We start from the raw sequence: 16,712 nt of genomic DNA, 5'->3' as shown, positions 1-16,712 counted from the left end.
CGGTGGGGAGGGGCATCCGGTGGCGGTGGTGCTGGTGCTGGAGCCGCGCACCGCCTCGCCCGAGCCGGTGCTGCTGCCCCGGCAGCCGGGCGGGCCGGGACGCCCCGCCCCGCTCCAGGAGTCGGCCGCCGGGCCGGGGGGCGGGGCGGCGGGCGCCGTCAGCCGAACCCGCGCGAGTCCTGCTTGAGCGCCGTGTCCACGGTGAGCGCCGTGGCGACGACCAGGCTCAGCAGCGGCTCGGGCAGCTGGTAGTGGATCTGCAGGACGTAGTTGTCGGCGGTCGTGAACAGGGTCTTGGCGAGGCCCTCCCAGGTCTTGGTGATCCGGGCGACCTCGTTGTCCGCGTGGTCGACGATCGCGAAGTTCCAGGCCCGCCAGTTCTCGGCCTTGATGGCGCCGACCTGCTGCCCGTTCGCGGTCATCGAGAAGTTGATCTTCCCGAAGACGTTCTGCTGGACGATCTCGCCGACCGGCTGCCCGTCGGGACGGGTGACGATCACCCGGGACTTGAAAACCTTCGCGGGCCGGGTCAGCAGCAGCACCGGCTGCCCGTACGCGTCGCGGATCTCCAGCTTGTGCGTCAGGAACTGGTCGATGCTGGCGACGAAACGCAGGACCTTGCGCAGCGCGCTCTGCCCGACCTGGACGACCGAGCCGAGCTGGTTGCCCTGCTGGTCCATGACCGTGTACTCGTTGGTGAGCTCGATCAGCTTGGCCTTCTGGTTCACCACCAGCACCGGCTCGCTGAAGAGCGTGCCGCCGCCGGCGCCGCTCGCCGCGACGCCGGCCTGCTGCTGCACCTGGCGCTGCACGCGCGGGTCGGGCCCGGCGGGCTGCGCGGGCACCTGGGCCGGGGGCTGCCCCGGCGCCGGTGCCTGCTGGTCGGCGTGGGTGTGTTCGGTCCACTGGGTGCCGTCCCAGTACCGCAGGGTCCGCACCGCTCCGTGGGGGTCCGGGTACCAACCTGCAGGTGTGTTCGAATGCGTGGTCACCGGGGCACACTATCCCGAGCCCACCAGGACCTGACCAGTCCCCACGATGCGGTGTTCACCCGCCCTTTACCAGCGCATTGCCCTCAATCCGTGGCGATGGCCGGGTCGCTGACGCCGGGCCGGCCGTTCTCGACGTGCCCGGCGAACCGACGCAGGAAGGCCGTGTCCGCGTCCGAGGTGACGGTGAGGTCGTACCAGCGCCGGCTCGCGCCCAGGTCGACGGTGCGCTTGAGGACCGCCCCGACCCGCACTCGGACGGTCGTCGTACGGCCGCCGTAGCCGTCCGCCACCGTCAAGGCGGCGGTGCCCGAGCCCCGGTTGGTGAAGGTCAGCTCCAGCCCGTCGCCGACGTGCCGGGCGACCACCTCGCATCCCGCCTGCTTACCGGCGCCCTTGAAGACCCGCAGGAAACCGTTCGGGCCGTGCACCGTCAGGTCGTGGGTGCCGTCGGAGCCGGCCGGGTCCCAGGTGTCGGAGATCTTCTTGCCGGCCTCGGTGGTGTACGTCCACGGCCCGTCCGTGCGGTTGCCGGAGGTGACGAGGAAGGCGGCGCCGGCCCGGGGGCCGGAGGCGAAGGTGAGCGTGAGCGTCCCCGCGGCGGCGTCGGCCGATCCGTCCACGGCGGGCGCGTACCGGAGCGGGCGGGTGGGCCGCGAGCCGCGCTCCTGCCGGGGAAGGGCGCCCTCGGCGGGCGGCACGGGACGGTAGTCGGGGTGACGCTCGCGGTCCGGGGGCTCGTAGCCGCCGGTGTTGGGCAGCGTGACCAGCCGGGTGTCGGTGCGGGCGAAGTCGAAGGCCGCGGTCAGGTCGCCGCAGACGGCGCGCCGCCAGGGCGAGATGTTCGGCTCGCGCACCCCGAAGCGGCGCTCCATGAACCGGATGACCGAGGTGTGGTCGAGCGTCTCGGAGCAGACGTAACCGCCCTTGCTCCACGGGGAGACGACGAGCATCGGCACGCGCGGGCCGAGCCCGTAGCGGCCGGCCGTGTGGGTCGCGCTGCCCGCGAAGAGGTCCAGCGAGACGTCGACCGTGGACCTGCCCCCGGCCCCGGACTCCGGCGGGAGCGGCGGCACCAGGTGGTCGAAGAAGCCGTCGTTCTCGTCGTAGGTGATGAACAGGGCGGTCTTCGCCCACACCTCCGGGTCGGAGGTGAGCGCGTCCAGCACCTGGGAGATGTACCAGGCGCCGTAGTTCGAGGGCCAGTTGGAGTGCTCGGAGAAGGCCTCGGGCGCGGCGATCCAGGAGACCTGCGGCAGCGTGCCGGCCCGCACGTCCGCGCGCAGCCGGTCGAAGTAGCCGTCGCCGTTCTTGACGTCGGTGCCGGTGCGGGCCTTGTCGTACAGCGGGTCGCCGGGCTGCGCGTCGCGGTACGCGTTGAAGTACAGCAGCGAGTTGTCGCCGTAGTTGCCGCGGTAGGCGTCCTGGATCCAGCCCCAGGAGCCCTTCGCGTCGAGACCGTCGCCGACGTCCTGGTAGATCTTCCAGGAGACGCCCGCCCGCTCCAGGCGCTCGGGGTACGTCGTCCAGTCGTAGCCGAGTTCGTCGTTGCCGAGGACCGGTCCGCCGCCCAGGCCGTCGTTGCCGGTGTGGCCGGACCACAGGTAGTACCGGTTGGGGTCGGTGGAGCCGATGAACGAGCAGTGGTAGGCGTCGCAGACCGTGAACGCGTCGGCCAGGGCGAAGTGGAAGGGGATGTCCTCACGGGTGAGGTACGCCATGGTCGTGGTGCCCTTCGCCGGCACCCACCGGTCGTACCGGCCCCCGTTGTAGGCGGCCTGGCCGTCGGGCCAGCTGTGGGGCAGGCCCTCCAGGAACTGCATGCCGAGGTCGTCGGCGGTGGGGTGGAAGGGCAGCACGTCCTGGGTGCCGTCCGACTGGTACCACACCGGTTTGCCGCTCGGCAGCGTGACCGGATGCGGGTCGCCGAAGCCGCGCACGCCCCGCAACGTACCGAAGTAGTGGTCGAAGGAACGGTTCTCCTGCATGAGGACGACGATGTGCTCGACGTCCTCGATCGACCCGGTGCGGTGGTTCGCGGGCAGGGCGGCGGCGCGCTCGATGCTGCTCGCGAGCGCGCTGAAGGCCGTGGTGGCACCCGCGATCCGGAGGAAGCGGCGCCGGTTGACTTCGGGCATGGGTGAGGGACCTCTCGTACCAGGGGGAGGGCCACGGCCGGCCGGTGCCGTGACGGGGTGCGCGCGCTGGGTCCTGGCGTCACCTTCCCGTCGTCGCGGGGCAGACGGGAAGGGGACGCCAGGACCTAGGAGTGTTCCAGGGGCGCGCAACGCCAGGGAAGGGCCGCATGGCGCCGATGTGACGGGCGGCGGTACGGGGGGTGCGGGGGGCGCGGGGTGGGTCCGGCGCGGGCCGAACGCGGGCCGGGCGTAGGGCAAGTGGGGCCGGGCGGGAGGGGCGAGCGGGGCCGGGCGGGCCGGAAATCGGCGGATGGCCGAGATGCCCCGGGGGCCGGCCCGGCCGCGGGGGCGGCCCACCGGTCCGGTACGCGCCAAATACCGCCGGGGCGCCGCGTTTCCCGCCGTCCGCCCCGCATGCCCCGTAGCACGCGGGAAACGTCCCTTCACACGTTCCTCACATGACGCACACTTCCAGCCGATCCGCGCCACAGAGGCAACCCGCGGTGCAGACGGCGGACTCGCCGCCTGCCTAGCCTCCCGGCCCATGCGATCACCACTGATGAGACGTCTCGGCCTCAGCGCCGTCCTCGCCGTCGTACTGGCCGTGTTCGGCCTGGCCCCCAGCGCGAGCGCGGACCCCGCGCCGGCCGAGCTGACGTTCGCCACCGACACCGCGACCACCACGCCCGGCGGCACGGTGAACCTGTCGATGACGCTCACCAACAACAAGACCTACGACATCTGGTTCGTGTACCAGACGATCGACCCCACGTGGCTGACCACCCAACGCCCGGACCTGAAGTACTCCTTCACCGGCTGCGCCCTGACCACGGCCGCCGGCTCCACCCCCTGCTCCGGGACCGGCCCCGCCGACCTCGGCGCCAACTACGGCACCACCGTCCCGCCCGGCCAGAGCCGCACCGTGACGCTGACGCTCCAGATCGCCGCCGACTCCGGCTGCAACGGCAACGTCGGCTTCTACTCGTACTTCTACGCCGAGTTCAGCGACACCACGAGCGTCAGCGGCGGTCCGGTGTACACCCCCGAGACCCGCGTGCTCTGCGCCTGACGGCCCGACGGGGTCCGGGCCGACGGCGCCCCACCCGGCAAGGCCCGTGGTGACTCGAAAGCAGTCTGCGATCAGTCACGCGTCGCGGTGTGGACCACCGGCACCGCGCCCGGCGGACCCGACCGACCCGCCGGAGCACCGCACACGGCCCGGACCTGCACACACACCACTCGCGCCCGTCGCACACCCCTCGCCCCGACGGGCGACCGAACGCTCAACTCCGTTCCGAAAAAGCCCTGATGGACACCTGCGCTTTTCCGTCATGTTTCGCAGCATGACCGCAAAAGCTACACACAGCCATCACCATGTGACGCGACGGATGCGTCGACGACCGGCTTCTGAGGGGGACGCCGGCGTCGCGCAAGGGGGTGCGTCCGCTCCACGGGAGCCGTGGGAGCCGTGTCCACCCCTGCCCGGGAGGGGGACTTCACCGCATGAAGCGGACCATACGCACCGCCGTGCTGACGGCGGGCGTACTCATCGCCGCGCTGGGCCTGCCGGCCGGCACGGCCCACGCCGACACCACCGCACCCCGCGTCGACCTGCGGGTACTGGTGGTCAGCGACGGCGGCCCGTCGACCGACGCCATCGCGGCGGAACTCGACGCGGCGGGAACGCCGTACACCGAGATCGACCTGACCCGGTCCGACCGGACCGTGATCGACGCCGGGTTCCTCGCGGACACGGTGGACGGCCGGCCGCGGGCCAGGTTCCAGGCGGTCGTGCTGCCCAACGACAACCCGTTCGCGGCCGGTTCCACCGAGATGACGGCGCTCGCGGACTACGAGCGGACGTACGCCGTGCCCCAGGTCGACGCCTACACCTACGCGCGTCCGGAAGCGGGTTTGCAGTACCCGGTGTACGGCGGCTACTCCGGCAGCCTCGACGGGACGGAGGCGTCGGTCACGGCCGCCGGGAAGGCGGGCCCCTTCGGCTACCTCGACGGGGCCGTGCCCTTCGAGGACAACGACCCGGCCGTGGGCGAGAGTTACGCCTACCTGTCGACGCCCGCGACCGGCGCCGACTTCACCTCGTACGTGGACGCCCCGGTCCCGGGCGGGACGACGCGGGGCTCGCTGGTGGGCGAGTACCGGCACGACGGGCGGCGCGAGCTGGTCGTCACCTTCGTATACAACCAGTACCAGCAGCAGTTCCGGCTGCTCGCCCGCGGCATCGTCGAGTGGGCGACGCAGGGCGTGCACCTGGGCGCCTCACGGAACTACTTCGCCGTGCACGTCGACGACGTGTTCGCCGCCGACGACCGCTGGAACACGACCCTCAACTGCACGCCCGGCGACGTCGACTGCACCGACCCGAACGCCACCCCCGACCCGATCCGGATGACCCCCGAGGACGTCGACCACGCCGTCTCCTGGCAGAACGAGCACGGCTTCACCCTCGACTTCGCCTACAACGGCGCCGGCAGCGTCGACCACCGGGAGGACAACGGCGGCGTCGACCTGCTCGCCGACGAACTGGTCGCCGACCGGAACCAGTTCCGCTGGATCAACCACACCTACACGCACGCCTTCCTCGGCTGTGTGCAGGACACCACGGTCGTGCCCTGGCGGTGCGCCACCGATGCCGACGGAACCGTCCAGTGGGTGAGCCGCGCCGAGATCTCCGACGAGATCGCCACCAACCGGGTCTGGGGCGAGACGGCCGGACTGCCGCTGGAGGACGACGAGCTGGTCACCGGAGAGCACTCCGGCATGAAGGTGCTGCCGCAGCAGACCGAGGACAACCCCAACCTGGCGCTCGCCCTCGCCGACAACGGCGTCGCCTGGCTCGGCTCGGACAACTCCCGTGAGCCCGGCCAGCGCGCGGTCGGCACCGCCACCACCGTGCCGCGCTACCCGGTGAACGTCTTCTACAACGCGGGGCGCGCCGCCGAGCAGGTCGACGAGTACAACTGGATCTACACCAGCCGCGCCCAGGGCGGCAGCGGCATCTGCGAGGACAACCCGGCCACCACGACCTGTCTGGCGGCCCCGCTCGACCCGGCCACCGGCTACACCGAGCACATCGTGCCGCTGGAGACCCGGATCGCCCTCGGTCACGTCCTCGCCAACGACCCGAAGCCGCACTTCATCCACCAGTCGAACCTGGCCGAGGACCGGATCGCCTACCCGGTGCTCGACGGCGTCCTCGACGGCTACGCCGCGCTGTTCGCCGACGACACCCCCGTGGTGAACCTGCGGATGAAGGACATCGGCATCGAGCTCCAGCGCCGTGCCGCCTGGCGGGCCGCCCTGGATGCCGGGCAGGTGACCGCCTACCGCATCGGCGACACCGTGACCGTGGAGGCCCCGGACGGGCTCGCGCTCACCGCGACCCTGCCCACCGGTACGACCCTGGCGGGCGCCGCCTTCGGGGAGGCCTACGCGGGCGCGGTGTCCGGGTGGACGCCGGCCGGCGGCACCCCGCTCACGTTCGCCCTCCCGGCCACCGCCGACGCCGCCGACGAACCGGCCGCCGGCACCGCGTCCGCCGCCGCCACCGCGTCCGCCGAGGTCACCGCGCCCGCACCGGACACCCGCGTCCCGGCGGGCGTGACCCGGCAGGTGCCGTACACGACGCGCGACTGAGGCCTGCCTCCCCCCGGCTCCCGGGCGCGTCCGGGAGCCGGGGGGAGGCCGGTCGGGCGGGCGCCGGCGGCCACCGGCAGGCGCCGGTCCATGGCCGGTCGCGCAGCCGGTCGGCCCCTCCGTCGGCGGCCGGTCCGTGGGCCGGTCTGCCGACCGGGCTTCTCGGGCTGGTCTGCTGACCGGGCTACGGACCGGTCGGCGGACCGGGCTCGGACCGGTCGACGGACCGGGCTCGGACCGGTCGGCGGACCGGGCTCGGACCGACCAACGGACCAGGCTCGGACCGGTCGGCGGACCGGGCTCGGACCGACCAACGGACCAGGCTCGGACCGGTCGGCAGCCCAGGCTACGGACCGGCCAGCGGACCGGTCGGCGGACCGGGCTCGGACCGGTCGGCAGCCCAGGCTCGGACCGACCAACGGACCAGACTCGGGCCGGTCGGCGGACCGGCCCCACGGACCGGTCGGCAGACCAGGGCTACGGACCGGGCTGGGGACCGTGGGCAGACCGGCTCACGGACCGTCGGCCAACCGGCCCACGCACCCGTCCGCCGATCGGTCCACCGGCCCCGCCGATGCACCGGTCCACGGACCCGTCCGCGGTCCGCCGGCTCACAGACCCCGCCGGCGGGCCGGTCCGCGAACCGCTCCGCGGACCGGCCCGCGTTCGCCGACGGCCCCGGCCCTCGGCCGGTCGACGGACCGGCGTCGGGCCGGTTGACGGACCGGCGTCGGACCGACATCGAACCGGCGTCGGGCCGACCTCGGGCCGACCTCGGGCCGACCTCGAACCGATGTCGGACCGGTCGTCGGCAGACCCTCCGATCCACCGGTTCCGGCCGCTCTCCACCCAGGCCGGGACCACCACAGGCGAAACGGTTCCCCCGGGAGCCGACCGCCGTCGGGCGACCGGCCCGGCGCGGACCACCCCACACCTCGGCCGTGGAGCACACCGATGCACGATCCCCACGGCGCGCGACGCCCCGGCGCAACGCGCGTCACCCTGCTCACCGAAGGCACCTACCCGCACAGTCACGGCGGCGTGAGCGTCTGGTGCGACCAGCTCGTGCAGGGCATGCCCGACGTCGGCTTCGACGTCGTCGCGGTCACCGGCACGGGCCGCGAACCCCTGGTGTGGGAGCTGCCCGCGCACGTCTCACGCGTGCTCTCCGTCCCGATGTGGGGCGCTCCGCCCGAGGGCCGCCCGCCCCGCGGCCGCCCGCGCGACCGGCTCGCCGCCGCCTACGAGGAGTTCCTCACCGCGCTCCTCGACCCGCGCGCCGAGGGCGGCTTCGCGCCCGCCCTGTACACGATGGCGCGGTCGGCCGCCGACGGCGGGCTCAGCGCCTTCCTCCGCGGCGACCGGGCGGTCGCCCTGCTGACCGCCGTCTGGAACCGGCCCGGGATCGCGGCGCGCGAGGCCCGGCCGACCGTGCACGACGCGCTGACCGCGACCGCCCTGCTGGAGCACGCGCTGCGCCCGCTGGCGGCGCCGCCGCCGGAGACCGGAGTCGCCCACGCGGTCAGCGGCGGGGTCGCCGTCCTGCCGGGCCTCGCCGCCCTCGAACGGCACGGCGTCCCCCTGCTGCTGACCGAGCACGGCGTCTATCTGCGCGAGCGCTACCTCGGCTACCGCACCGCCCCCTACCGCTGGCCGGTGAAGGCGGTCGTCCTCGGCTTCTTCCGGCTGCTGGCCGAGGAGACGTACCGCCGGGCCGCCCTGATCACCCCCGGCAACCGCTACAACCGGCTGTGGGAGGAACAGGGCGGTGCCGCCCCGGAGTCGATCCGCACGGTCTACAACGGCGTGGACCCCGCCGCTTTCCCGCCGGCCGGGCCCGAGCCGGAGGCACCCACCCTCAGCTGGGCAGGCCGGGTCGACCCGATCAAGGACCTGGAGACCCTGATCCGCGCCTTCTCCCTCGTCCGGGCCCGTCGTCCCGAGGCCCGGCTGCGGCTGTTCGGCGGGACACCGCGCGGCGGTGAGGCCTACCGGGAGCGGTGCGAGGCGCTGGCCGCCGAGCTGGGTCACGCGGACGCCGTCACCTTCGAGGGCCGCGTCGACGACATCAAGGACGCCTACGCGGCCGGCAGCGTCGTGATGCTCTCCAGCATCAGCGAGGGGTTCCCGTTCACCCTCATCGAGGCCATGTCGTGCGGCCGGGCGACCGTCTCCACCGACGTGGGCGGGGTGCGGGAGGCCGTCGGCGACACCGGGCTGGTGGTCCCGCCGCGCGACCCGGCGGCGATGGCCGCGGCGGCGCTGGAACTGCTCGCCGACCCCGGGCGGCGGCGGGCGATGGGGGAGGCGGCGCGGCTGCGGGTGATCGAGCAGTTCACCCTGCGGCAGACCGTCGACACCTTCCGGTCCATCTACCAGGAGCTGCCCACGGTGGGGCGGGGCGTGCCGGCGGGCGACGTCCGCGTCGAGCGAGCGGTCCCGACGGTCACGGGGAGCCTCGCCGGATGAGCGGCCCGATCTCCCTCGAACCGGGCGGCGCCGAACAGGACACGCTCGCACTCCGCCTCGCCGGGACCCGCCCGCCGCGCCCGCCGCGCCGCCGCCCGCGCTGGGCCCTGGACGACACCACCCTCGCCATCCGGTTGCCGGGCACCGGACCGGACGAGGAGGCGGTCAGCGCCCTCGCCGCCGAACTCGCCGACCGCATCGGGCCCGCCGTCCACCCCTACGAGGTGGCCGCGCTGCTGGAGGCGGAGGGCCTGCCGGGCTCGGTGATCAAGGAGCGGTACGGCCACCCGGACCTGTTCTCGCTCGCCGCCGCGCTGTACGAGCGGGTGCCGCGCACGTTCCCCGATCCGCCGCCGGCGGCCGATCCGTGGCGCCCGGACACCGTGCGCTGTCTGCTGCGGGGCGTGCTGTTCGCGCTGCCGGGCCTCGCCTACCTGCTCACGGCGCCGCTGTGGGACGCCGGCCGGCACACCGCCGTGCTCGTCGTGGCGGGGCTGGTGTCCTGGGCGTGGGGGCAGGCGCTGGGCCACCGCGCCCATCTGCGGAGGGCGACCGGGCCGCGGGAGGCGGGCCGCACCCTCCTGGTGGGCGCGCCGCTGGGGGCCGTCATCGCCACGGCGGCCGCCGCGCTGCCCGCCGGGGGCGGGCCGGTGACACTCGTGGCGGCCGCGCAGTCGGCGTACCTCGCGGCGGCGGGCGTGCTGCTCGTCCTGGGCCGGGAACGGCTGCTGGCGGCCGCGCTCGCTCCCCTGGTCGCCGGTGCCGCCGTGCTGCCCTGGGCGGATCCGGGCCCGTGGCCGCGGGCGGGGCTCCCGCTGCTGGCGCTGCTCGCCGTCCTCGCCGTCACCGGCCACGCCCTGCGGGCCTCGCTCGCCGCGCCCGCCGTGCCCGGCGCCGGCCGGCCGCCCGTGCTGCGGTCCCTGCCGTACGGCCTGTTCGGGCTGGCGGCGGGGGTGCTGGTGCTGCTGGCGGGAGAGCGGGAGCCGTACGCGGTGATCGTGCTGACGGTGAGCATGGGCCCGGCGGAGTGGCTGCTGTACCGCTACCGGGGGCTGTCGGTGGCCGCGCTGCGCGCCGCCGTCACCCCGGCGGGGTTCCGGCTGCGTTCGGCCGGCGTCCTCGGCCTGTGCCTGACCGCCTACCTCCTGCCGCTGCTGCCGGCGGCCCTGCTCACCGGCGCCGAACCCGCCGTCGTACTGCCCCTGGCGGCGGCCCTGTGGACCGCGCTGCTGCTCCAGGCGTTCGGGGCGGCCTGGCCGTCGGCCGCCATCTGTCTCACGGCGGCGGGCGGTGCCGGGGCGGTCGTCCTCCTGCACCTCCCACCGGGCCCGGCCGTGCTCCCGCTCGGCTGCGGTGCCGCGGCGCTCTGTCTGACGGCGTGCGCGCTGCGGCTGCTGGGCCGCCCGTCCGCGCACGCCTGAGACCACCCGCCCCGCCCCGCACCGCCGCCACCGCGACCTCGACCTCGACCTCGACCGCCACACCGCTACCGCCACCGCCACCACACCACAGCCGCCACCACCACAGCCGCCGCCCCGATTCGCCCCGATCCGCACCGATCCGCACCGCCCGGCCCCCTGCCCCTGGGACCGACCCGCTCCACCGCCCCGCACCGTCACCCCGCACCACCACCCCGCTCCTCCCCTCCACCGACCGAAAGGACCACCGAGTTGACCTCCGCACCGCTCGCCGCCGTCACCGGAGCCGAGGGTTTCATCGGCTCCCATCTCACCGAGGCGCTGGTCGCCTCCGGCCACCGGGTCAGGGCCATGGCCCAGTACAACTCCTTCTCCTCCTACGGCTGGCTGGAGACGCTGCACCCGGACGTCCTGGACCAGGTGGAGGTCGTCCTCGGCGACGTCCGCGACCCCGGCTCGGTCCGCGGGCTGCTCGACGGCGCCGACACCGCCTACCACCTGGCCGCGCTGATCGCGATCCCGTACTCCTACCAGGCGCCCCACAGTTACGTGGACACCAACGTCACCGGCACCCTCAACGTGCTGGAGGCGGTCCGTGCCCTCGGCACGCCCCGGCTGGTGCACACGTCCACGAGCGAGACGTACGGCACCGCGCAGACCGTGCCGATCACCGAGGACCACCCGATCAACACCCAGTCGCCGTACGCCGCGTCGAAGGCGGGCGGGGACCGGCTGGCCGACAGCTACCACGCCAGCTTCGGCACGCCGGTGGTGACGCTGCGGCCGTTCAACACCTTCGGGCCGCGCCAGTCGATGCGGGCGGTCATCCCCACCGTCATCGGCCAGGTCGCCGCCGGGGAGCGCACGATCACCCTGGGCGACCTGCGTCCCACCCGTGACTTCACCTTCGTCGGGGACACCGCGCGGGCGTTCCTCGCGGTGGGCACCGCGCCCGCGGAGCGGGTCGTCGGGCGCACCTTCAACGCCGGTACCGGTGGCGAGATCTCCGTGGGGGACCTGGTCGCACTGATCGGCAAGGTGATGGACACCGCCCTCGACGTGCGGGAGGACGCCACCCGCATCCGGCCCGCGAACTCCGAGGTGATGCGGCTGGTCGCGGACGCGAGCCGGCTGGCAGCCGCCACCGGCTGGCAGCCCGCCCACACCCTGGAGGACGGGCTCGCCCGCACGGTGGAGTTCTTCCGCGACCCGGCCAACCTGGCCCGCTACAAGACCGGCATCTACAACATCTGACCCCCGTCCGGTCCCTCCGATACATCCCATAGATCCGGTCCGTCCGAAGCACATCCACGAAGGAGGAGCCCCATGCACGCAGTGATCCTGGCGGGAGGCAAGGGCGTCCGGCTGCGTCCGTACACCACCGCGCTGCCCAAGCCGCTCGTGCCCATCGGCGACCAGCACGCCATCCTGGAGATCGTGCTGCGCCAGCTCGCCTCGGCCGGCTTCACCAGCTGCACCCTCGCCATCGGCCACCTCGGCGAGATCATCCGGGCCTACGTCGGCGACGGCTCCCAGTGGGGCATGGCCGTCGACTACGCCACCGAGGAGAGCCCGCTGGGCACCATGGGCCCGCTGCTGAACCTGCGCGACCGGCTGCCGGAGACGTTCCTGGTGATGAACGGCGACGTCCTCACCGACCTCGACTACGCCGACGTGCTGCGCCGGCACCGGGAGTCGGGCGCGCCGCTGACCATCGCCACGTACGCCCGCACCGTGAGCATCGACTTCGGGGTGCTGACCACCGACGACAGCAAGGTCGTCGCGTTCACCGAGAAGCCGAGCATGGACTACCGCGTCTCGATGGGCGTCTACGGCCTGTCCCGCGCGACGCTGGAGGGGTACACGCCGGGGCTGCCGCTCGGCTTCGACGAGTTGGTCCTCGACCTGTTGCGGGACCGCAGACCGCCGCAGGCCTACGCGTTCGACGGCTACTGGCTGGACATCGGCCGCCCGGACGACTACGACCGGGCCAACGCCGAGTTCACCACCCGCAAGTCGCTTCTGCTCAAGGGAGCCTGAGCACCGCATGCGCATCCTCGTCCTCGGTCACACCGGCTACCTGGGCGCCCACGTCGCCGGGCGGCTGACCGCCCTGCCGGGTGTGACGGTCCTCGGCGCCGGCCGCTCGTCCGCCGCCGCGTTCCCCGTCGACCTCGCCACCGTCCGCCCCGCACGGCTGGCGAAGGCGCTGGCGTCGGCGGCCCCCGACGCCGTCGTCAACTGCGCGGGGGCCACCGGCGGCGACGCCGTGACCCTCGCGGAGGTCAACGCCCGCGGGCCCGCGGTGCTGTGTTCCGCACTGCGCGAGGCGGCTCCCGCGGTCCGCCTGGTCCACCTGGGCTCGGCCGCCGAGTACGGCCCCGGCACGCCCGGCCTCACCGTGACGGAGTCGGCGGCCACCCGGCCGGCCGGACCGTACGGCGCGACCAAGCTCGCCGGCACGGCCGCGGTGACCGCGTCCGGCCTGGACGCGGTGGTGCTGCGGGTGGGCAACCCGGTGGGGCCGGGGGCGCCGTCCACCGGCCTGCCCGGGCGGACCCGGCGACTGCTGCGCGCCGCCGGGCCGGACCCGGACGCGGTGCTGCGGCTCGGGGACCTGTCCGCGTACCGCGACTTCGTCGACGTACGGGACGTGGCGCGGGCCGTCGCCCTCGCGGTCACCGCGCCGGGTCCGCTGCCGCCGGTCCTGAACGTCGGCGGGGGCCGGGCCGTCCCGGTGCGCGAGCTGGTCCACGGCCTGGCCCGGCGGGCCGGGTTCCGGGGCCGGATCGAGGAGGACGCCGAGGGTCCGGCGGGCTCGGCCCGGTCGGCGGAGGTGTCGTGGCAGTGCTCCGACATCACCGCCGCCGAGGCGGCCCTCGGCTGGCGGCCCGCGCACTCCCTGGAGGAGGCGCTGGCCGCCCTGTGGGAAGGCGACCGTTGAGCCTGCTGGTCCCGCTCTACGTCCACCCGGCCGACGACCCGGGCGCCTGGCACCGGCTGATCACCGCCGCGCCGGACACCTACGGCGTCGTCCTCAACCCGGCGAACGGGCCGGGCGAGCGCCCCGACCCGGCGTTCACCGCGGCGGCCGCGGCGCTGCGGGCGGCCGGGGGGCGGCTGCTGGGCTACGTCGACACCGACTACGGGGTGCGCGGCCGGGCCGAGGTGAGCGAGGACGTCCGCCGGCACCGGGAGTGGTACGCGGCCGACGGCTGCTTCCTCGACCGGGTCACGGCGACGGCCGAGGGGCTGCCCGCGTGCCGCCGGCTGGTGCGGGCGGTGCGCCGGCTCGGGGCCGGGACGGTCGTGCTGAACCCGGGGGTGCACCCGGCGCCCGGGTACGCCCGCCTCGCCGACCTGACCGTCACCTTCGAGGGTCCCTGGTCGACGTACGTCTCGGCGTTCAGCCGGCCGGCGTGGACCGCCCGGCACCCGCCCGGCCGGCTGTGCCACCTGGTCTACGGGGTCCCGCGGGCGCTCGTCCCGCTCGCCGTGCGCACCGCGCACGAGCGGGGCGCGGCGGTCTGCGGGCCCGTGACGGGACACCTTCCCAACCCCTGGGCCACGTTGACGCCCGCGCTGAACGGGACGGAACGATGAGGAGCGGAGCGATGAGGAACGGAGGGATGAGGAACGGAGGGATGAGGAGCGGAGGGATGAGAAGCAGGGCACTGGCGTACGTGACACTGCTGGCCGCGCTCGCGGCCTGGACGCTGACCGGCTGTTCCGGCCCGGACGGCCCCGACGGTCCCGATGGCCCCGACGGCCCGCGCCGGTCCGCCGACGGGCGCGGCACGGCGCAGGCCCGCTGGCAGCCGCGCCCCGGACTGGCCTGGCAGTGGCAGCTCGACGGCCCGGTCGACCCGTCGGCCGACGTGCCCGTCTACGACATCGACGGCTTCGAGAACTCCGCGGCCGACGTCGCCCGTCTGCACCGCGCCGGGCGCAAGGTCATCTGCTACGTCAACGTGGGTGCCTGGGAGGACTTCCGGCCCGACGCCGACGCGTTCCCCCGCTCGGTGCTCGGCGGGCCCAACGGCTGGGAGGGCGAGCGCTGGCTGGACATCCGGCGGATCTCCGTGCTGCGCCCCCTCATGGAACGGCGCTTCGACATGTGCCGCGACAAGGGCTTCGACGCGGTCGAGCCCGACCTGGTGGAGGGCTACGGCGACGACACCGGTTTCCCGCTCACCGCCGGCGACCAGCTCCGCTACAACCGCATGATCGCCGCTCTCGCCCACGAGCGGGGGATGGCGGTGGGCCTGAAGAACGACCTCCCCCAGATCCCGCAGCTGCTGGCCGACTTCGACTTCGCGGTCAACGAGGAGTGCGCGCAGTACGACGAGTGCGGGCGGCTCACCCCGTTCATCGAGGCCGGCAAGGCGGTCTTCCACGTGGAGTACGCCGAGCCGACGGCCGCCTTCTGCCCCGAGGCGCGGCGGCTGGGGCTGTCGTCGATGCGGAAGAAGCCGGAACTCGGGGTGTGGCGCAAGCCCTGCTGACGCGGGTGGTCGCGTCCTCCGGCGAGGTGACGGCTGAGTCCCTTGTGACGGGAACGCACGTTCTGTCGATCGATCCACCGAAGGACCCTCATTTATGCCATTGGCAGGTTATAGACTTCCGTCCCTGCCCGCGTCTGGGGGACGGGCAGGCAGACCGGCCACCTGGAGACCATGTGGTGCGCATTCGTGTGAAGGTCCTCGGCTCCGCGTGTCTCGAACTCGACGGTGCGCGCGTCCGCCTCTCGCCGCAGGCCGTGAAACTCCTGCTGCGCCTCGTCGCCGCCGACGGCGACACCATTCCCGCCGGGCGGCTCTACGCGGAACTGTGGGGAGCCCCGCCCGGCCTGCGCATCACCCGCCTGCACCGCACGGAGGTACAGAAACGGGTCCACGAACTGCGCCGCGCCATGGCGGCCGGACCACCCGGCGACCAGGCCGGCCTGTTACGCACCGAGCAGTCGCTCACCGGGCGGGACCCGGTGTCGGCGTACCGGCTCGTGCTGGACCAGAACCAGTTGGACCGCCTGGAGTTCGAACGGCTGGTGAACCAGGCCACCCACGCGGCGCCCGGCCACGCGGCGGCGATGCTGAACGAGGCGCTGCGCCTGTGGCGGGGCACCCCGTTCGAGGAGGTGGCCACCTCCCCCTTCGCCCGGCCCCTGGTCCGCAGGCTCACCGACCTGTACGACACGGCCCGCCGCGAACTGGTCCGCGTGCACGCCGAGTTGGGGCAACTGCACTTGGCCCTGCCGATCGCCGAGTCACTGGCCCGGGAGGCGCCCGGCGACCCGGAGGCCGCCCGCGCGCTGCACGCCCTGCGGGAGAGCCTGCGGGCCCGGCACGGCGACGAGGTGCTGCGCCACGAGATCCGGCCGCTGCGCACCACGATCGTGGTCAAGCGGGGCGACCTGTTCGACCAGGACGACGCCAATGTCGTCGTCGGGTTCGGCGACACCTTCGACACCTCGACCGACGAGGACGTCGTCATCAGCCGGGACAGCGTGCAGGGCCAGCTGCTGCACCGGGTGTACGGCGGCAGCCGCGAGGACCTGGACCGCCGGCTGCGCAAGGCACTGCGCGGGGTGACCCCCTCCGGGGTGGAGAACGTCCGCGACAAGCCGCGCGGCAAACGCGTGCGCTACCCGGTCGGCACGGTCGTCCCGCTGCCGCTGCCCGGCAGACGGATCTTCGCCACCGTCTACTGCCGGCAGGGCAACGACCTCGTCACCCGCGGCACCAAGGACCAGCTGCGCGCCGCGCTGGACCGGCTGTGGGAGTCGGTGACCGTGCACGGCCTGTACAAGCCGGTGGCCGTCCCGCTCGTCGGTTCCCGGCTCGCCCGGATCGACGGGCTCGGCGACGAGGAATCCATACGGATGATCATCGAGACCTTCCTGCGGGCGTCGCGCAGCACCCCCGTCGCGCCCGAACTGCGCATCGTCGTCCGCACCTCGTCCCTGGAACGGATCCGCATCTGGGACGTGGCACGGTTCGTGGAACGCCTCGACGGCACCGGGCGGTACGCCGATGAGTGAG

The 16,712-nt window shown here is 74.1% G+C and carries 12 protein-coding genes; 10 read left to right on the top strand and 2 right to left on the bottom strand.

Features of this window, described 5'->3' with window-relative positions; genetic code table 11:
- Nucleotides 1-158: 158 nt before the first annotated feature.
- Nucleotides 159-992 carry a phospholipid scramblase-related protein gene (locus tag ACFYWQ_RS33450; RefSeq protein WP_389521735.1) on the bottom strand — a complete coding sequence of 278 codons (834 nt, stop codon included), beginning with the start codon at nt 990-992 and terminating at the stop codon, nt 159-161.
- Between the two features lie 83 nt (nt 993-1,075).
- On the bottom strand, nt 1,076-3,127 hold the full coding sequence (locus tag ACFYWQ_RS33445; RefSeq protein WP_389521733.1) for a phosphocholine-specific phospholipase C: 2,052 nt from the start codon (nt 3,125-3,127) through the stop codon (nt 1,076-1,078).
- 544 nt (nt 3,128-3,671) lie between these two features.
- Between ACFYWQ_RS33445 and ACFYWQ_RS33440 the strand changes: the two genes are divergently transcribed.
- The 10 genes from ACFYWQ_RS33440 (at nt 3,672) to ACFYWQ_RS33395 (ending at nt 16,711) form a co-directional block, all read left to right on the top strand.
- A complete protein-coding gene (locus ACFYWQ_RS33440) occupies nt 3,672-4,196 on the top strand; it encodes a hypothetical protein (RefSeq protein WP_389521731.1) in 525 nt (174 codons plus the stop codon).
- Nucleotides 4,197-4,630: 434 nt separating this feature from the next.
- Complete coding sequence (locus ACFYWQ_RS33435; RefSeq protein ID WP_389521730.1) at nt 4,631-6,784, top strand: hypothetical protein; 2,154 nt, start codon at nt 4,631-4,633, stop codon at nt 6,782-6,784.
- Between the two features lie 954 nt (nt 6,785-7,738).
- Nucleotides 7,739-9,253 carry a GT4 family glycosyltransferase PelF gene (gene pelF, locus ACFYWQ_RS33430; protein WP_389521728.1) on the top strand — a complete coding sequence of 505 codons (1,515 nt, stop codon included), beginning with the start codon at nt 7,739-7,741 and terminating at the stop codon, nt 9,251-9,253.
- Nucleotides 9,250-10,674, top strand: coding sequence for a hypothetical protein (locus ACFYWQ_RS33425; RefSeq protein WP_389521726.1), 1,425 nt, complete (start codon nt 9,250-9,252; stop codon nt 10,672-10,674). Before pelF ends, ACFYWQ_RS33425 begins: the two co-directional genes overlap by 4 nt.
- Nucleotides 10,675-10,923: 249 nt before the next feature.
- Entirely contained in the window at nt 10,924-11,925 is a 1,002-nt protein-coding gene (locus tag ACFYWQ_RS33420; RefSeq protein ID WP_389521724.1) for a GDP-mannose 4,6-dehydratase, read from the top strand.
- Nucleotides 11,926-11,997: 72 nt separating this feature from the next.
- The gene (locus ACFYWQ_RS33415; RefSeq protein ID WP_389521723.1) at nt 11,998-12,711 is read left to right on the top strand and encodes a sugar phosphate nucleotidyltransferase; all 714 of its coding nucleotides are present in this window, start codon (nt 11,998-12,000) and stop codon (nt 12,709-12,711) included.
- A gap of 7 nt (nt 12,712-12,718) precedes the next feature.
- Nucleotides 12,719-13,615, top strand: a complete 897-nt coding sequence (locus tag ACFYWQ_RS33410) for an NAD-dependent epimerase/dehydratase family protein (RefSeq protein ID WP_389521721.1) — start codon at nt 12,719-12,721, stop codon at nt 13,613-13,615.
- Nucleotides 13,612-14,274 (top strand): spherulation-specific family 4 protein, encoded by a 663-nt coding sequence (locus ACFYWQ_RS33405; RefSeq protein ID WP_389521719.1) that lies wholly within the window; start codon nt 13,612-13,614, stop codon nt 14,272-14,274. The genes ACFYWQ_RS33410 and ACFYWQ_RS33405 overlap by 4 nt, the downstream gene beginning before the upstream one ends.
- Nucleotides 14,275-14,330: 56 nt before the next feature.
- Nucleotides 14,331-15,176 (top strand): endo alpha-1,4 polygalactosaminidase, encoded by an 846-nt coding sequence (locus ACFYWQ_RS33400; protein WP_389521718.1) that lies wholly within the window; start codon nt 14,331-14,333, stop codon nt 15,174-15,176.
- Between the two features lie 176 nt (nt 15,177-15,352).
- On the top strand, nt 15,353-16,711 hold the full coding sequence (locus ACFYWQ_RS33395) for a macro domain-containing protein (protein WP_389521716.1): 1,359 nt from the start codon (nt 15,353-15,355) through the stop codon (nt 16,709-16,711).
- Nucleotide 16,712: the final 1 nt, after the last annotated feature.

The sequence above is a fragment of the Streptomyces sp. NPDC003247 genome (assembly GCF_042888135.1).
In the GTDB taxonomy this organism is placed as follows: Bacteria; Actinomycetota; Actinomycetes; order Streptomycetales; family Streptomycetaceae; genus Streptomyces.
This window is presented reverse-complemented; position numbering and strand designations above follow the sequence as displayed.

What these genes read in the sequence shown, in the direction of transcription:
- ACFYWQ_RS33400 (WP_389521718.1), top strand. Translation starts at nt 14,331, where the DNA reads ATGAGAAGCAGGGCACTGGCGTACGTGACACTGCTGGCCGCGCTCGCG.
- pelF (WP_389521728.1), top strand. Translation starts at nt 7,739, where the DNA reads ATGCACGATCCCCACGGCGCGCGACGCCCCGGCGCAACGCGCGTCACC.
- ACFYWQ_RS33410 (WP_389521721.1), top strand. Translation starts at nt 12,719, where the DNA reads ATGCGCATCCTCGTCCTCGGTCACACCGGCTACCTGGGCGCCCACGTC.
- ACFYWQ_RS33415 (WP_389521723.1), top strand. Translation starts at nt 11,998, where the DNA reads ATGCACGCAGTGATCCTGGCGGGAGGCAAGGGCGTCCGGCTGCGTCCG.
- ACFYWQ_RS33445 (WP_389521733.1), bottom strand. Translation starts at nt 3,127, where the DNA reads ATGCCCGAAGTCAACCGGCGCCGCTTCCTCCGGATCGCGGGTGCCACC.
- ACFYWQ_RS33440 (WP_389521731.1), top strand. Translation starts at nt 3,672, where the DNA reads ATGCGATCACCACTGATGAGACGTCTCGGCCTCAGCGCCGTCCTCGCC.
- ACFYWQ_RS33435 (WP_389521730.1), top strand. Translation starts at nt 4,631, where the DNA reads ATGAAGCGGACCATACGCACCGCCGTGCTGACGGCGGGCGTACTCATC.
- ACFYWQ_RS33425 (WP_389521726.1), top strand. Translation starts at nt 9,250, where the DNA reads ATGAGCGGCCCGATCTCCCTCGAACCGGGCGGCGCCGAACAGGACACG.